Origin of the sequence: Streptomyces sp. MMCC 100 (assembly GCF_041538145.2) — a bacterium.
In the GTDB taxonomy this organism is placed as follows: domain Bacteria; phylum Actinomycetota; class Actinomycetes; order Streptomycetales; family Streptomycetaceae; genus Streptomyces.
Map to the genome: position 1 here is coordinate 5,697,734 of NZ_JBGORK020000001.1, position 14,498 is coordinate 5,712,231.

The 14,498-nt window shown below is 72.1% G+C and carries 15 protein-coding genes; 14 read left to right on the forward strand and 1 reads right to left on the reverse strand.

The window, feature by feature from the left end; genetic code table 11:
• Positions 1–196: 196 nt before the first annotated feature.
• The 14 genes from ABS735_RS26480 to ABS735_RS26545 all read left to right on the forward strand — a co-directional run bounded on the left by ABS735_RS26480 (position 197) and on the right by ABS735_RS26545 (position 13,742).
• Positions 197–1,486, forward strand: a complete 1,290-nt coding sequence (locus ABS735_RS26480; RefSeq protein ID WP_373903753.1) for a GAF domain-containing protein — start codon at positions 197–199, stop codon at positions 1,484–1,486.
• Positions 1,487–2,069: 583 nt separating this feature from the next.
• Positions 2,070–3,383 (forward strand): hypothetical protein, encoded by a 1,314-nt coding sequence (locus ABS735_RS26485; protein ID WP_373903752.1) that lies wholly within the window; start codon positions 2,070–2,072, stop codon positions 3,381–3,383.
• A gap of 79 nt (positions 3,384–3,462) precedes the next feature.
• Positions 3,463–4,035, forward strand: a complete 573-nt coding sequence (locus ABS735_RS26490) for a GNAT family N-acetyltransferase (protein ID WP_373903751.1) — start codon at positions 3,463–3,465, stop codon at positions 4,033–4,035.
• Between the two features lie 149 nt (positions 4,036–4,184).
• Complete coding sequence (locus tag ABS735_RS26495; protein ID WP_309475039.1) at positions 4,185–4,268, forward strand: putative leader peptide; 84 nt, start codon at positions 4,185–4,187, stop codon at positions 4,266–4,268.
• Between the two features lie 151 nt (positions 4,269–4,419).
• Entirely contained in the window at positions 4,420–6,117 is a 1,698-nt protein-coding gene (gene sirA / locus ABS735_RS26500) for a sulfite reductase SirA (protein ID WP_373903750.1), read from the forward strand.
• Positions 6,114–6,293 (forward strand): hypothetical protein, encoded by a 180-nt coding sequence (locus ABS735_RS26505; RefSeq protein WP_061441935.1) that lies wholly within the window; start codon positions 6,114–6,116, stop codon positions 6,291–6,293. Before sirA ends, ABS735_RS26505 begins: the two co-directional genes overlap by 4 nt.
• Positions 6,290–7,000 (forward strand): phosphoadenylyl-sulfate reductase, encoded by a 711-nt coding sequence (locus tag ABS735_RS26510; protein WP_373903749.1) that lies wholly within the window; start codon positions 6,290–6,292, stop codon positions 6,998–7,000. Before ABS735_RS26505 ends, ABS735_RS26510 begins: the two co-directional genes overlap by 4 nt.
• Before the next feature lies 1 nt (position 7,001).
• Positions 7,002–7,625 carry an adenylyl-sulfate kinase gene (gene cysC / locus ABS735_RS26515; protein ID WP_373903748.1) on the forward strand — a complete coding sequence of 208 codons (624 nt, stop codon included), beginning with the start codon at positions 7,002–7,004 and terminating at the stop codon, positions 7,623–7,625.
• Positions 7,622–8,560, forward strand: coding sequence for a sulfate adenylyltransferase subunit CysD (gene cysD, locus ABS735_RS26520; RefSeq protein WP_373903747.1), 939 nt, complete (start codon positions 7,622–7,624; stop codon positions 8,558–8,560). The genes cysC and cysD overlap by 4 nt, the downstream gene beginning before the upstream one ends.
• Before the next feature lie 2 nt (positions 8,561–8,562).
• The gene (locus ABS735_RS26525; protein ID WP_373903746.1) at positions 8,563–9,918 is read left to right on the forward strand and encodes a sulfate adenylyltransferase subunit 1; all 1,356 of its coding nucleotides are present in this window, start codon (positions 8,563–8,565) and stop codon (positions 9,916–9,918) included.
• 239 nt (positions 9,919–10,157) lie between these two features.
• On the forward strand, positions 10,158–11,261 hold the full coding sequence (locus tag ABS735_RS26530) for an aliphatic sulfonate ABC transporter substrate-binding protein (RefSeq protein WP_373903745.1): 1,104 nt from the start codon (positions 10,158–10,160) through the stop codon (positions 11,259–11,261).
• A gap of 33 nt (positions 11,262–11,294) precedes the next feature.
• Positions 11,295–12,089, forward strand: coding sequence for an ABC transporter ATP-binding protein (locus tag ABS735_RS26535; protein ID WP_373903744.1), 795 nt, complete (start codon positions 11,295–11,297; stop codon positions 12,087–12,089).
• Complete coding sequence (locus ABS735_RS26540) at positions 12,076–12,987, forward strand: ABC transporter permease (protein ID WP_373903743.1); 912 nt, start codon at positions 12,076–12,078, stop codon at positions 12,985–12,987. Before ABS735_RS26535 ends, ABS735_RS26540 begins: the two co-directional genes overlap by 14 nt.
• Before the next feature lie 8 nt (positions 12,988–12,995).
• Positions 12,996–13,742: a sirohydrochlorin chelatase gene (locus tag ABS735_RS26545; RefSeq protein ID WP_373903742.1), complete on the forward strand. Its 747-nt coding sequence runs from the start codon at positions 12,996–12,998 to the stop codon at positions 13,740–13,742.
• Positions 13,743–13,815: 73 nt separating this feature from the next.
• Here the strand turns inward: ABS735_RS26545 and ABS735_RS26550 are convergent, their stop codons facing one another.
• Positions 13,816–14,364 carry a DUF1697 domain-containing protein gene (locus ABS735_RS26550; RefSeq protein WP_373903741.1) on the reverse strand — a complete coding sequence of 183 codons (549 nt, stop codon included), beginning with the start codon at positions 14,362–14,364 and terminating at the stop codon, positions 13,816–13,818.
• Positions 14,365–14,498: the final 134 nt, after the last annotated feature.

The following is a 14,498-nucleotide window of genomic DNA, read 5'->3' on the forward strand; positions in this document are numbered from 1 at the left end:
CCCCCGCCACACGGGCCTGTTCGGGCCGCGTACGCCGCTCGGGACGGCGTGGTCCAAGTCTGGTCACCCCCGAGGCCGTCCACCAGGGTTGCAGAGGGTTGCAACTTGCGGTCGGCTGTGTGCGGACTGTGCCCGCCAGGCGTGGGCAACCGGTCACTACGAGACGAAGATTCGGCTTCCGGAAGGACGAGGTCCCGTGGCGCTCTCGCCCATGGACATCACGCAGTTCGCCGCCGTCGACACGGCGCGTGCGGCCCGGATGCTCAGCGAGGTCCGCTCCGCGAGACTCTCGGGCGGGCGGGCTCCGGTGGCACCGCGGCCGGTGATCGAGCAGTCCTGGGACCGGATGCTGCGCAGCGGCGTCGATCCGGAGCGCGACTTCCGCTCCGGGCTGCTGGCGCCGGAGGAGGTACGACGGCGGCGCGAGTCCTCGGAGCTGCGGCACGTCCTGCCGGTGCTGCGGGAGGCGCTGGTGTCGGTCGCCGACGTGGCCCACCACATCATGGTGGTCGCGGACGAGGACGGCCGGGTGCTGTGGCGCGAGGGGAGCGCGCGGGTGCTGCGCCGGGCCGACGGGCTCGGGTTCGAACTCGGGGCGGACTGGCGGGAGGAGGTGGTGGGCACCAACGGCGTGGGGACACCGGCGGTCACCCGGCGGCCCGTACAGGTCTTCGCCTCCGAGCACTTCGTGCGGTCCCAGGCGACCTGGACCTGCGCCGGGGCGCCGATCACCGACCCGCGCAGCGGACGGCTGCTCGGTGTGGTCGACGTGAGCGGGCCGCTGGAGACGATGCATCCGGCCACGCTGGCCTGGGTGGACTCGGTGGCCAAGCTGGCGGAGGCCCGGTTGCGGGAGCTGCACACGCAGTCGCTGGAGCGGTTGCGGGCGGTGGCGGCGCCGGTGCTGGCCCGGCTGGAGGGGCGGGCGCTGGTGGCGGACCGGGACGGCTGGACGGCGGCGGTGACGGGGATGCCGTACCTGGACCGGGTGGTGCTGCCCAAGTCGCCGGAGGCGGGGGCGCGGTGGCTGCCGGCGTTCGGGGCGTGCACGGTGGAGCCGCTGGCCGAGGGCTGGCTGGTGCGGGCCGCGGCGGGGCCGGTGCCGCAGGGCGCCGTCCGGATCGTGCTGGACCTCGGCCAGCCGCGCCGCTGGTCGGTGCGGGTGCTGGGCGGTGCGGAGGACTGGGCGCGGGAACTGAGCCCGCGGCACGCGGAGTTGCTGTACCTGCTGGCGGTGCGCCGGGGTGGCCGCAGCGCCGCCGGGCTGGCCGAGGACATGTTCGGCGACCCGGCCCGCACGGTGACGGTACGGGCGGAGATGTCGCGGGTACGGAGGTACCTCGGGGCCTACCTGGAACACCGGCCGTATCGTTTTTGCGAGGACGCGGAGGTCGAGATCCTGCTCCCGGCCGACCCCCGCGACCTGCTCCCCCACTCCACGGCACCGGCGGTGGTCGAGGGGCGGGCGTCGGTGGGGGTGCCGTGAAGGCGGGGAGCCGCGAGGACGGGGGCGCCGTGCCCGCCGCCGACCTGCACCGTGCCGGCGGCGGCCCTGAGCCCGACCCCGGCGACCGGCGCCGTGCCGGTGGCGGTCCCGAGCCCGGCCCCGGCGGCCGCGCCCGGCAGCGGGCACTTGCCGGTGGCGGTCCCGAGCCCGGCGGCCGCGCCCGGCGGCTGGCCCACTCGCCGGTCGGCCCGCGGCGCCGGGCGGCAGTTGAGGTCCCGGTGCGGCCGGTACTCCCGGACCGACGCCCGCTCCCCTTCGTCCGGCCCCAGCCCCTCCGTCGGCCGCCCTCGAAACCCCAGTCGCCCGCCGCACAACGGGCGTTCGCCCGCGACCGGGTCCCCGAACCCGTCCCCAAGCCGTCACCCTCCGGCCCGGCATCCTCGGCGCGGTACGTCCGGGGCGCCCCGGATGGCCGTAAAGGCGGGTTGATTTCGCATATTTGCATCGTCTGCGTCCGCCGGGCCGTCCGTCTGTCGTAGCATCCTCTACGGACCGCCTCATCCGCTCCTCGGTCAACGCGACCACCGTCGAGCACAGTTGGTCCGGTGTCCGTGGAGGTTCTATGAAGCAGCGCGGCAGACACCGCCGACGCAGACGGGGCAGGGCGCTGCGCGCGGCCCTGACCGGCGCGGCTCTCGCACTGACCGGTGCCGCCACGCTGATCAGCGCCTCGCAGGCCACGGTCGCCGACGATCCCGGCACCCTCAAGCCCCTCACCTCCGCCGCCGACACCGACGCACTGCGGCTGACCGAGCACCGCGTGCCGACGGCCTGGCTCGACCGGCTCTCCGCCTCGATGGGCGGCCCGGTGGGCGTCGACACCGTCCTCGGCTCCGCCGACCACACCCTGCGCGACGTCGCGGACTGCACGGCCGGGGAGCGCGAGGCGCTGCCGGTCTCCCCCGCCGCCACCCGCGCCTACTGCTGGGACGAGGCCGACACCGACGGCTGGCGCCCCGGCGCGGTCACCACCTCCGGGGACGCCGAGGAGGACGGCCGCTGGGGCACCCACCGCGTCATCCTCTCCGCCTGGTCCCGCGACGACGGCACGCCCCAGGGCGGTCTCGCCCGGGTCTCCTTCGTCAACGCCGACGACCCCGGCCGGCTCGGCTACACCTCGGCACTCCTCGCCGTTCCGGTCGACGGCGGCCACGACTACCGGGGGCTCGCCTCCCCCGTCACCGGCATGGTCTGGTACCAGGACAAACTGCTGGTCACCGCGGCCGCCGGGGACCGGGACGCGCTGTACGTGTACGACGTGGACCGGGTCCAGCGCGCCACCACCGCGGCGGACGCCGTCGGGCGGGTGCCCGGCGGCTGGGCGGCGGGCGGCCACCGGTACGTGCTGCCCGCCATCGCCTCCTACCGGCTCCCCGACACCGACGGCGCGGCCCGCCCCGGCGCGATCTCCCTGGACCGCGGCACATCCCCCGCCAGCCTGGTGGCGAGCGAGCACGTGGACGCGGACGGCGACCGGCCCACCCGGCTGTGGCGCTACTCGCTGCGCACCCTCACGGACCCCGAGCGCGGCGGGCTGCCCGTCACGGACTCCGCCGGGCACGTGAACGCGGTGGAGGCGTACGAGACCGGGGCGGCCGAGGTCGGCGGCGTGCTGTCGTACCGTCCGCCCGGCACGGCACGGACCGACTGGTACCTGGGACGCGCGGCCGGCGGCCAGGACGGACGCGGGACCCTGTGGCGCCAGGACACGGAGGGCGCCCGGGCGACGGAGTGCGGGGCGGACCGGTCCCAGCAGTGCTGGAGCGGCCGGGCGGGCTCGCTGTCGTACTCGGCGCGGACCGGCGAGGTCTGGTCCCAGTCCGGCCGCATGCTGTTCGCGCTGCCGCTGTCGTCGATCGAGGACGCGCTCGACTGACGCGCCGTCGCAGGCGTCGCCCCGGACCGCGCAGGACGGGGATCGACAGACCCGCGGAGCGGATGATTCCCTGACCGGCATGACCAACATCGCCGTGACCACGTGGTCCCTGGAGCAGACGGCGCCCACCGATCTGCTGCCGGCCGCCGCCCCGGAGGGGGACGTCCGGATCGTCCGCGCCGAGGTGCCCTCCCCCGAGTTCAGCCGCTTCCTGTACGCCTCCGTCGGCGGCGACATCCGCTGGACGGACCGGCTCGGCTGGAGCTACGCGCGGTGGCGGGAACACCTGGAGCGGCCGGGCGTGGAGACCTGGGTCGCCTACGACCGCGGCACGCCCGCCGGATACGTGGAGCTGACGCCCGGCGACGACGGGGTCGTGGAGATCGAGTACTTCGGCCTGATCGAGGCCTTCCGCGGCCGGCGCATCGGCGGCCACCTCCTCTCGTACGGCACCGCACGCGCCTGGGACCTGGCGGAGCGCTGGCCGGGGCTGGCCACCACCAAGCGGGTCTGGCTGCACACCTGCAGCAAGGACGGCGAGTACGCCATGGACAACTACCAGCGCCGCGGCTTCCGCCTCTTCGACACCAAGGTGGAGGAGGAGGCGGACGTGGCCACTCCGGGGCCGTGGCCCGGGGCTTTCCCCGCCTGACCTGCACCGACACGTCTGTTTTCGGCCGTCTGACAGCCGGGTCACCGCACGTGTGACCAACGACACCCTTGTCTCGCTCCACGAGACAAGGGTGTCCACATTTTGGATTAAGCTGGACCAGTCACAGATCGTCGTGCCACGCTTCCGTCATGCCTGGAACTGGAATTGCCTTGGTGAGTCGGCGGCACGTCGACCTCGGCCGCATGTCCAGCGCCATCTGTCCGGGCCGCTGAGAGCACCCTCCAGCACCTCCGGATTCCCCGCATTCCCCTCGCTCCCGCGCAATGACGCGCACGCGTGTCTCACGTATGCCCTACGTAGGCCATGCGCCATGCGCGCAGGTCAGAGCCGCTTTCCACCTGTCTCCAAAGGACGTGTCAAACGATGGCCGCCACTCCGCCGAAGCCCGCTGCCGCGACCCCGCGCCGCAAGGTGAGCCGTCACCGCGGCGAGGGCCAGTGGGCGGCCGGGCACTTCACCCCGCTCAACGGCAACGAGCAGACCAAGAAGGACGACGACGGTCTCAACGTACGGACACGTATTGAGACGATCTACTCCAAGCGCGGTTTCGACTCGATCGACCCCGGTGATCTGCGCGGCCGTATGCGCTGGTGGGGGCTGTACACCCAGCGCCGCCAGGGCATCGACGGCGGCAAGACGGCGATCCTCGAGCCGGAGGAGCTGGACGACCGCTACTTCATGCTCCGCGTCCGCATCGACGGCGGCGCGCTGACCACCGCTCAGCTGCGCGTCATCGGCGAGATCTCGCAGGAGTTCGCGCGCGGCACGGCCGACATCACCGACCGGCAGAACGTCCAGTACCACTGGATCCGCATCGAGGACGTGCCGGAGATCTGGAACCGCCTGGAGGGCGTCGGCCTGTCCACGGTGACCGCCTGCGGCGACACGCCCCGCGTGATGATCGGCTCCCCCGTGGCGGGCATCGCCGAAAACGAGATCATCGACGGCACGCCGGCGCTGGAGGAGATGAAGCGCCGGGTCCTGAACAACCCGGCGTACTCGAACCTCCCCCGCAAGTTCAAGACCGCGATCTCCGGGTCGCCGGTCCTCGACGTGGTGCACGAGATCAACGACGTGGCGTTCGTCGGCGTCGAGCACCCCGAGCACGGGCCGGGCTTCGACCTCTGGGTCGGCGGGGGCCTGTCCACCAACCCCAAGCTGGGTGTGCGGCTGAACGCCTGGGTGCCGATCGAGGACGTGCCCGACGTCTACGAAGGCGTCATCTCCATCTTCCGCGACTACGGCTACCGGCGGCTGCGCAACCGCGCCCGCCTGAAGTTCCTGGTCGCCGACTGGGGCGCGGAGAAGTTCCGTCAGGTGCTGGAGGACGAGTACCTGGAGCGCAAGCTGACCGACGGCCCGGCGCCCGCCGAGCCCACCAGCCGCTGGCGCGACCACATCGGCGTGCACCGGCAGAAGGACGGCCGCTACTACGTCGGCTTCGCCCCGCGCGTGGGCCGCGTCGACGGCACGATCCTGACCAAGGTCGCCGATCTGGCGGAGGCGCACGGCTCGGGCCGGGTGCGCACCACGGTCGAGCAGAAGATGATCGTCCTCGACGTCGAGGAGGCGCAGGTCGACTCGCTGGTCGAGTCCCTGGAGGCGCTGGACCTCACCGCCCGCCCCTCCACCTTCCGGCGCGGCACCATGGCCTGCACCGGCATCGAGTTCTGCAAGCTCGCCATCGTCGAGACCAAGGCGCGCGGCGCCTCGCTCATCGACGAGCTGGAGCGCCGCCTCCCGGACTTCGACGAGCCCCTCACCATCAACCTCAACGGCTGCCCGAACGCCTGCGCCCGCATCCAGACCGCGGACATCGGTCTCAAGGGCCAGCTCATGCTCGACGAGCACGGCGAGCAGGTCGAGGGCTACCAGGTCCACCTGGGCGGCGCCCTCGGTCTGGAGGCCGGCTTCGGCCGCAAGGTGCGCGGTCTGAAGGTCACCGCGCAGGAGCTGCCGGACTACGTGGAGCGCGTCCTCAAGCGCTTCCAGGCCGAGCGCGAGGACGGCGAGCGCTTCGCCGCCTGGGCGGCCCGGGCCTCCGAGGAGGCTCTGTCGTGAGCGAGCGCGCCGCGCCCTTCTACTGCCCCTACTGCGGCGACGAGGACCTGCGTCCCGGTGAGCAGGGCCACGGCGCCTGGGAATGCGGGGCGTGCAACCGCGCATTCCAGCTGAAGTTCCTCGGGCTGCTCGCCCGGGGCCTTCAGCCCGACTCCACGGGAGGGGAACCGACATGACCGCGGTTCAGGAAGAACGTACGACCGAGGACCTCAAGGCGCTCGCCGAGCGGGCGGGCCGTGAGCTGGAGGACGCCACCGCGCTGGAGATCCTCCAGTGGGCGGCCGAGACGTTCGGCAACCGGTTCTGCGTGACCTCCTCCATGGAGGACGCGGTCGTCGCCCACCTCGCCTCGCGCGCCCTGCCCGGCGTGGACGTGGTGTTCCTCGACACCGGCTACCACTTCCCGGAGACCATCGGCACCCGCGACGCGGTCGAGGCCGTCATGGACGTGAACGTCATCACGCTCACCCCGCGCCAGACCGTCGCCGAGCAGGACGCCGAGTACGGCCCGAAGCTGCACGCCCGCGACCCCGACCTCTGCTGCGCGCTGCGCAAGGTGAAGCCGCTGGAGGAGGGGCTCAAGGGCTACCAGGCCTGGGCGACCGGGCTGCGCCGCGACGAGTCGGAGACGCGGGCGAACACGCCGGTCGTCGGCTGGGACGAGAAGCGGGGCAAGGTGAAGATCTCGCCCATCGCCAAGTGGTCACAGGAAGATGTGCAAACGTACGTCACCGAGCACGGCGTTCTCACCAACCCGCTGCTGATGGACGGCTACGCCTCCGTGGGCTGCGCGCCCTGCACCCGTCGTGTGCTGGAGGGCGAGGACGCCCGCGCCGGACGCTGGGCGGGCCGCTCCAAGACCGAGTGCGGGCTGCACGGCTGACATGACGACCATCACCGGACCGACCACCACGGGACCGAAGACCACGGGACCGAAGACCACCGGACCATCGAGATCCAGGGAGAACCACGTGACGACCGGAGCCACCGTCTGGCTCACGGGGCTGCCCAGCGCCGGCAAGACCACCATCGCCCGCGAGCTGGCCGACCGCCTGCGTGAGGAGGGCCGGCGCGTCGAGCTGCTCGACGGCGACGAGATCCGCGAGTTCCTCTCGGCGGGCCTCGGCTTCGACCGCGCGGACCGGCACACCAACGTGCAGCGCATCGGCTTCGTCGCCGAACTGCTCGCCCGCAACGGCGTCACGGCCCTGGTCCCGGTGATCGCGCCGTACGCGGACAGCCGCGACGCGGTGCGCGAGCGTCACGAGGCGAACGGCACGGCGTACGTCGAGGTGCACGTGGCCACGCCCGTCGAGGTGTGCTCGGTGCGCGACGTGAAGGGCCTGTACGCCAAGCAGGCCGCGGGTGAGCTGACGGGGCTCACCGGGGTGGACGACCCCTACGAGGAACCCGTCAAGCCCGACCTGCGCATCGAGTCGCAGGACCAGACCGTTCAGGAGTCCGCCGCGGCGGTCCACGCCCTGCTCACCGAAAGGGGACTGGCATGACGACGACCGCCGAAGCGGCGCGGGAGGGTACGGCGGGCCCGTACGCCCTCTCCCACCTCGACGCCCTCGAGTCGGAAGCCGTGCACATCTTCCGCGAGGTGGCGGGCGAGTTCGAGCGGCCGGTGATCCTCTTCTCCGGCGGCAAGGACTCGATCCTGATGCTGCACCTGGCGCTGAAGGCCTTCGCCCCGGCTGCCGTGCCGTTCTCCCTGCTGCACGTGGACACCGGGCACAACTTCCCCGAGGTCCTCGACTACCGCGACCGCACGGTCGAGCGGCACGGACTGCGCCTGCACGTCGCCTCCGTGCAGGACTACATCGACCGCGGGGTGCTCAAGGAGCGCCCGGACGGCACCCGCAACCCCCTCCAGACGCTGCCGCTGACCGAGAAGATCCAGGCGGAGAAGTTCGACGCGGTCTTCGGCGGCGGGCGCCGCGACGAGGAGAAGGCGCGGGCCAAGGAGCGGGTGTTCTCGCTGCGCGACGAGTTCTCCCAGTGGGACCCGCGCCGCCAGCGCCCCGAGCTGTGGAACCTGTACAACGGCCGGCACGCCCCGGGCGAGCACGTCCGCGTCTTCCCGCTCTCCAACTGGACCGAGCTGGACGTGTGGCAGTACATCGCCCGCGAGGGCATCGAGCTGCCGCAGATCTACTACGCCCACGAGCGTGAGGTCTTCGCCCGCTCCGGCATGTGGCTGACGGCCGGTGAGTGGGGCGGCCCGAAGGACGGCGAGACGACCGAGAAGCGGCGGGTCCGCTACCGCACCGTCGGCGACATGTCCTGCACCGGCGCCGTCGACTCGGACGCCGACAGCATCGAGAAGGTCATCGCCGAGATCGCCGTCACCCGGCTCACCGAACGCGGCGCCACCCGCGCCGACGACAAGATGTCCGAGGCCGCGATGGAAGACCGCAAGCGCGAGGGGTACTTCTAGACATGACCAGCACCACTGAACCCGTCGAGCCGCTGTCGGTCTGGCAGTTGTCGGAGACGACCCTGCTGCGCTTCGCCACCGCCGGCTCGGTCGACGACGGCAAGTCCACGCTGGTCGGCCGTCTCCTGCACGACTCCAAGTCGGTCCTCACCGACCAGCTGGAGGCCGTCGAGCGCGCCTCCGCGAGCCGCGGCCAGGAGGCCCCGGACCTCGCGCTGCTCACCGACGGCCTCAGGGCCGAGCGCGAGCAGGGCATCACCATCGACGTGGCCTACCGCTACTTCGCCACCCCGCGCCGCCGGTTCATCCTGGCCGACACGCCGGGCCACGTGCAGTACACGCGGAACATGGTCACCGGTGCCTCCACGGCCGAGCTGACGGTGATCCTCGTCGACGCCCGCAACGGCGTCGTCGAGCAGACCCGCAGGCACGCCGCGATCGCCGCCCTGCTGCGCGTCCCGCACGTCGTCCTGGCCGTCAACAAGATGGACCTGGTCGACTACCAGGAGTCCGTGTTCGCTTCGATCGCCGAGGAGTTCACGGCGTACGCCACCGAGCTGGGCGTCCCGGAGGTCACCGCGATCCCCATCTCCGCGCTCGAGGGCGACAACGTGGTGGAGGCCTCCGCGGTCATGGACTGGTACGGCGGTCCGACGGTGCTCGAGCACCTGGAGACCGTCCCCGTCAGCCACGACCTGGCGCACTGCCACGCCCGGCTGCCCGTGCAGTACGTGATCCGGCCGCAGACCGCCGAGCACCCCGACTACCGCGGTTACGCGGGGCAGATCGCCGCGGGCACCTTCCGCGTGGGCGACGAGGTCACCGTGCTGCCCTCGGGCCGTACCTCGAAGGTGTCCGGCATCGACGTGCTCGGCGAGCCGGCCGAGGCCGCCTGGACGCCGCAGTCGGTGACGCTGCTCCTCGAGGACGACATCGACGTCTCCCGCGGCGACCTGATCGTGCCCCGCCAGGACGCGCCGGCCACCAGCCAGGACGTCGAGGCCACCGTCTGCCACGTCGCCGACGCGCCGCTCACCGTGGGCCACCGGGTGCTGCTCAAGCACGGCACCCGTACCGTCAAGGCGATCGTCAAGGACATCCCGGCGCGGCTCACCCTGGACGACCTGTCCCTGCACCCGCACCCCGGGCAGCTCGTCGCCAACGACATCGGCCGGGTGAAGGTCCGCACCGCCGAGCCGCTGCCCGCCGACTCCTACGCCGACTCGCGGCGCACGGGTTCGTTCATCCTGATCGACCCCAGCGACGGCACCACGCTCACGGCCGGCATGGTCGGCGAGTCCTTCGCCGCGCCCGAGCCGGTCAAGGACCCGGCGGACGACGACGGGTGGGACTTCTGAGCATGGGCTCCCCCGACTTCTACTCCACGTTCGCCAAGGAGGGCGGCCGCGTCGGCAGCGGCTTCCTCGGCAGCGGACAGGGCGGAGTGGCGCGATGTGCGCGGTGACGTACGCGCACCGCTCGCGCGCCCTCACCCCCCACCCGCACAGCCGAAGACCTGCCGACCTCCCGGCCACGCCCTGACACCTCGGACGAACCGACAGGCGTGAGTGCCGGACCAACGAGAGGAACACCTCCCGTGCCTGCCACCACCGCCCTGCGCCGCACCCTCGCGGTCATAGCCGCCCTTCCCCTGCTCACCCTGGCCGCCTGCGGGTACGGCTCCGAGGCGAAGGACGACGACACCGCGAAGGTCGCCGACGGCGCCGAGAAGATCGACGGTCTCGACTCCGTCCGGATCGGGTACTTCGGCAACATCACGCACGCCACGCCGCTGGTCGCCAACCAGAAGGGCTTCTTCCAGAAGGCGCTGGGCGGCACCGAGGCCAAGTACGCGGTCTTCAACGCGGGTCCGTCCGAGATCGAGGCGCTGAACTCCGGCTCCATCGACATCGGCTGGATCGGCCCGTCCCCGTCGATCAACGGCTACACCAAGTCCGGCGGCAAGAACCTGCGCATCATCGGCGGTTCGGCCTCGGGCGGCGTGAAGCTCGTGGTGAACCCGGACAGGATCAAGTCCCTGAAGGACGTCAAGGGCAAGCGCATCGCCACCCCGCAGCTGGGCAACACGCAGGACGTGGCGTTCCTCAACTGGATCGCCGAGCAGGGCTGGAAGGTCGACGCCCAGAGCGGCAAGGGCGACGTGACGGTCGTCCGCAGCGACAACAAGGTCACCCCGGACGCCTACAGCTCCGGTTCCCTGGACGGCGCCTGGGTACCCGAGCCCACCGCGTCCAAGCTGGTCGCCGAGGGCGGCAAGGTGCTCCTGGACGAGTCGGCGCTGTGGCCCGACAAGAAGTTCGTGATCACGAACATCATCGTGTCGCAGAAGTTCCTCAAGGAGCACCCGAAGGCCGTTCAGGCGGTCCTGGAGGCGTCGGTCGACACCAACGAGTGGATCACGGCCAACCCGGACCAGGCGAAGGCCGCGGCGAACAAGCAGCTGGAGAAGGACTCCGGCAAGGCGCTGCCCGCCGACGTGCTGGACCCGGCCTGGGAGTCGATCGAGCTCACCGACGACCCGCTGGCCTCCACCCTCGACACGCAGGCGGAGCACGCCGTCAAGGCCGGTCTGCTGGAGAAGCCCGACCTGAACGGCATCTACGACCTGACGCTGCTCAACAAGGTCCTCAAGGCCAAGGGCAAGCCCGCGGTCGACGACGCCGGGCTCGGCGTCGAGTAAAGCCCGGATCCGACCACCCAGGAGGTGACGACCATGGCCACGACCACGACCCTCGCCAAGGCCGCCGACGGCACCGAGCCGGCCACGTACGCCGCCCGGATCGAGCACGTCTCGAAGTCCTTCGCGGGCCCCGCCGGGCAGCAGCTCGTCCTGGACGACATCACCCTCGATGTCGCGCCCGGCGAGTTCGTCACCCTCCTGGGAGCCTCCGGCTGCGGCAAGTCCACGCTGCTGAACCTGGTGGCGGGCCTCGACAAGCCCAGCGCCGGCGGCATCAGCACGGACGGGCGGCCGGCCCTGATGTTCCAGGAGCACGCCCTGTTCCCGTGGCTGACCGCGGGCAAGAACATCGAACTCGCCCTCAGGCTGCGGGGCGTGCCGAAGGCCGAGCGCCGCGACAAGGCGGAGGAGCTGCTCGAACTCGTCCGCCTGAAGGGCGCGTACGGCAAGCGGGTGCACGAGCTGTCGGGCGGTATGCGCCAGCGGGTCGCGATGGCCCGGGCGCTCGCCCAGGAGAGCAAGCTGCTGCTGATGGACGAGCCGTTCGCGGCGCTGGACGCCATCACGCGGGACGTGCTGCACGACGAGCTGACCCGCATCTGGCGCGAGACGCAGGTGTCCGTCCTGTTCGTGACGCACAACGTCCGCGAGGCCGTGCGGCTGGCCGAGCGCGTGGTGCTGCTGTCCTCCCGTCCCGGGCGCGTGGCGCGCGAATGGACGGTCGGCATCCCGCAGCCGCGCCGTATCGAGGACACCGCCGTGGCGGAGCTGTCCGTCGAGATCACCGAAGAACTGCGTGGGGAGATCCGCCGACATGGCCAGCACTGACACGACGCGTCCCGCCGGGGACGCAACCGCGAAGGACGGCGGCGACCTCGCCGGTCTGGAGGCGGGCCTGGACGCACTGGAGTCGGTGCAGCAGGGGCGCACTCCGCTGCGGCAGACCTTCGTCGAGAAGATCCTGCCGCCCACCGTCGCGGTCCTGCTGGTCCTCGCGGTGTGGCAGGCGCTCGTCTCCTTCGAGATCGTCGACGATCCGACCAAGCTGCCCGCCCCCTCCGACGTGTGGGACGTGGTCCACCAGGCCTGGCTCCAGGGCGAACTGCTCGGCTACATCTGGACCAGCGTCTCGCGCGGCCTGCTCGGCTTCTGCTTCGCGCTGGTCATCGGCACCCCGCTGGGGCTCCTGGTGGCGCGGGTGAAGTTCGTGCGCGCGGCGATCGGCCCGATCCTGTCCGGCCTCCAGTCGCTGCCGTCGGTGGCCTGGGTGCCGCCGGCCGTGATCTGGCTGGGCCTGAACAACTCGATGATGTACGCCGTCATCCTGCTCGGCGCGGTGCCCTCCATCGCCAACGGCCTGGTGTCCGGCGTCGACCAGGTGTCCCCCATCTTCCTGCGCGCCGGCCGCACCCTGGGCGCGACGGGGCTGAAGGGCACCTGGCACATCGTGCTGCCGGCCGCGCTGCCCGGCTACGTGGCGGGGCTCAAGCAGGGCTGGGCGTTCTCCTGGCGCTCGCTGATGGCCGCCGAGATCATCGCCTCCTTCCCCGACCTCGGCGTCGGCCTCGGGCAGTTGCTGGAGAACGGGCGCAACGCCAGCGACATGGCCATGGTCTTCGAGGCCATCCTGCTCATCCTGGTCGTCGGCATCGCCATCGACCTGCTGATCTTCAGCCCGCTGGAGCGCTGGGTGCTGCGCAGCCGCGGTCTGCTGGTGAAGGGCTGAGGTACGCCATGTCCGCGCCGGTCCGCCCCGTACTCCTGGTCGTCGCCCACGGCAGCCGCGACCCGCGGCACGCCGCGACCGTGCACGCCCTGGTCCGCCGGGTCAGGGCGCTGCGTCCGGACGTACGGGTGGAGACCGGCTTCCTGGACTTCAACGTCCCCTCCGTGCAGGGGGTGCTGGAGTCCCTGGAGACCGAGGGCGTGCGGGACGTCGTGGCCCTCCCGCTGCTGCTGACCCGTGCCTTCCACGCCAAGGCGGACATCCCCGCGGTCCTGGCGGCGGCACCGCCGCGGCTCAGGATCCGGCAGGCCGAGGTGCTCGGCCCCTCGCCGCTGCTGCTGTCGGCGCTGGAGCGGCGCCTGTACGAGGCGGGTCTGACGCCCGCCGACAAGTCCTCGACCGGGGTCGTGCTGGCCTCGGCGGGGTCCTCCGACCCGGAGGCGATCGCAGTGATCGCTGAAATCGCGCGGGAGTGGCGGCACACCGGTTGGTGCGCCGTGCGGCCTGCGTTCGCCTCCGCATCCCTTCCGCGCACCGAGGACGCGGTACGGCAGCTGCGCGAGCTGGGCTGCGCGCGCGTCGCCGTGGCCCCGTACGTCCTGGCGCCGGGTTTCCTGCCGGACCGTATCGCGCGGGGCGCGGCCGGGGCGGACGTGTTGGCGGACGTGCTGGGCCCCGCACCGGAGGTGGCGCGGGTCCTGCTGGAGCGGTACGACGCGGCGCGGGTGCCGGCGCTGGTGGCGGTCGGCGCCTGACGCCGGAATCGGCTTCCGCGCAGCGCGGGCGGACCTGGCGTCGTCCCTGGCCGCTGGCGGTCGGGGCCTGAGGTCAGGGGCCCGTCAGCTCCACCAGCTTGGTGACCGTGTTCCAGTTGCGGCTGGTGGCGATCACGCCCTTGTTGACCCGGGGCTTGGCGAGGGCCTCGGCGAGCTTGGAGCGGCCCAGGCCGTCCGGTGCGTAGAGGTAGAGGGCGCGGTCGCCGAGGCGGAACTCCTCGGGGCGGAAGGCCGGTGCGTCGATCGCCGCGAAGCGGTCCGCGTCGACCGGGGCGGAGAAGTAGGTGACGTGCAGCTGCTTGGCCTCCAGCTCGGCGGCCGGGAACGGGCACGCCTCGACGATCCCCTTCAGGTAGGCGTGGTCGCGCACGATCACGTCCACCGGGAAGCCGAACCGCTTCTCGATCGCCTCCCGCAACTCCTCGGCCAGGGAGTCCTCGTCGCCGTGGTCGGAGGCGAAGACGGCCTGCCCGCTCTGCAGATGGGTGCGTACGGCGTCGTGGCCGAGGGCGGTCAGCAGCGTGCGCAGGTCGACCATCGGGACCTTCCGGCTGCCGCCCACGTTGATCCCGCGCAGCAGCGCCGCGTACATCGTCGTCATCCGCACACCATAGAACGGCCGTCGTGCCCCGTGGGGGCGGGCACGACGGCCGGGTCCGCGCGCCGGGCGCACGTGCGCGTCACTCTCGCCGATGTGGTGTGCGGGGTTCAACCACTACACACGCCTGTGACTTA

Bases quoted from the DNA above. Each gene is read 5' to 3' on its own strand.
- ABS735_RS26485 (WP_373903752.1), top strand. From the start codon at position 2,070: ATGAAGCAGCGCGGCAGACACCGCCGACGCAGACGGGGCAGGGCGCTG.
- ABS735_RS26490 (WP_373903751.1), top strand. From the start codon at position 3,463: ATGACCAACATCGCCGTGACCACGTGGTCCCTGGAGCAGACGGCGCCC.
- ABS735_RS26495 (WP_309475039.1), top strand. From the start codon at position 4,185: ATGCCTGGAACTGGAATTGCCTTGGTGAGTCGGCGGCACGTCGACCTC.
- sirA (WP_373903750.1), top strand. From the start codon at position 4,420: ATGGCCGCCACTCCGCCGAAGCCCGCTGCCGCGACCCCGCGCCGCAAG.
- ABS735_RS26510 (WP_373903749.1), top strand. From the start codon at position 6,290: ATGACCGCGGTTCAGGAAGAACGTACGACCGAGGACCTCAAGGCGCTC.
- cysC (WP_373903748.1), top strand. From the start codon at position 7,002: ATGACGACCATCACCGGACCGACCACCACGGGACCGAAGACCACGGGA.
- cysD (WP_373903747.1), top strand. From the start codon at position 7,622: ATGACGACGACCGCCGAAGCGGCGCGGGAGGGTACGGCGGGCCCGTAC.
- ABS735_RS26525 (WP_373903746.1), top strand. From the start codon at position 8,563: ATGACCAGCACCACTGAACCCGTCGAGCCGCTGTCGGTCTGGCAGTTG.
- ABS735_RS26535 (WP_373903744.1), top strand. From the start codon at position 11,295: ATGGCCACGACCACGACCCTCGCCAAGGCCGCCGACGGCACCGAGCCG.
- ABS735_RS26540 (WP_373903743.1), top strand. From the start codon at position 12,076: ATGGCCAGCACTGACACGACGCGTCCCGCCGGGGACGCAACCGCGAAG.
- ABS735_RS26545 (WP_373903742.1), top strand. From the start codon at position 12,996: ATGTCCGCGCCGGTCCGCCCCGTACTCCTGGTCGTCGCCCACGGCAGC.
- ABS735_RS26550 (WP_373903741.1), bottom strand. From the start codon at position 14,364: ATGACGACGATGTACGCGGCGCTGCTGCGCGGGATCAACGTGGGCGGC.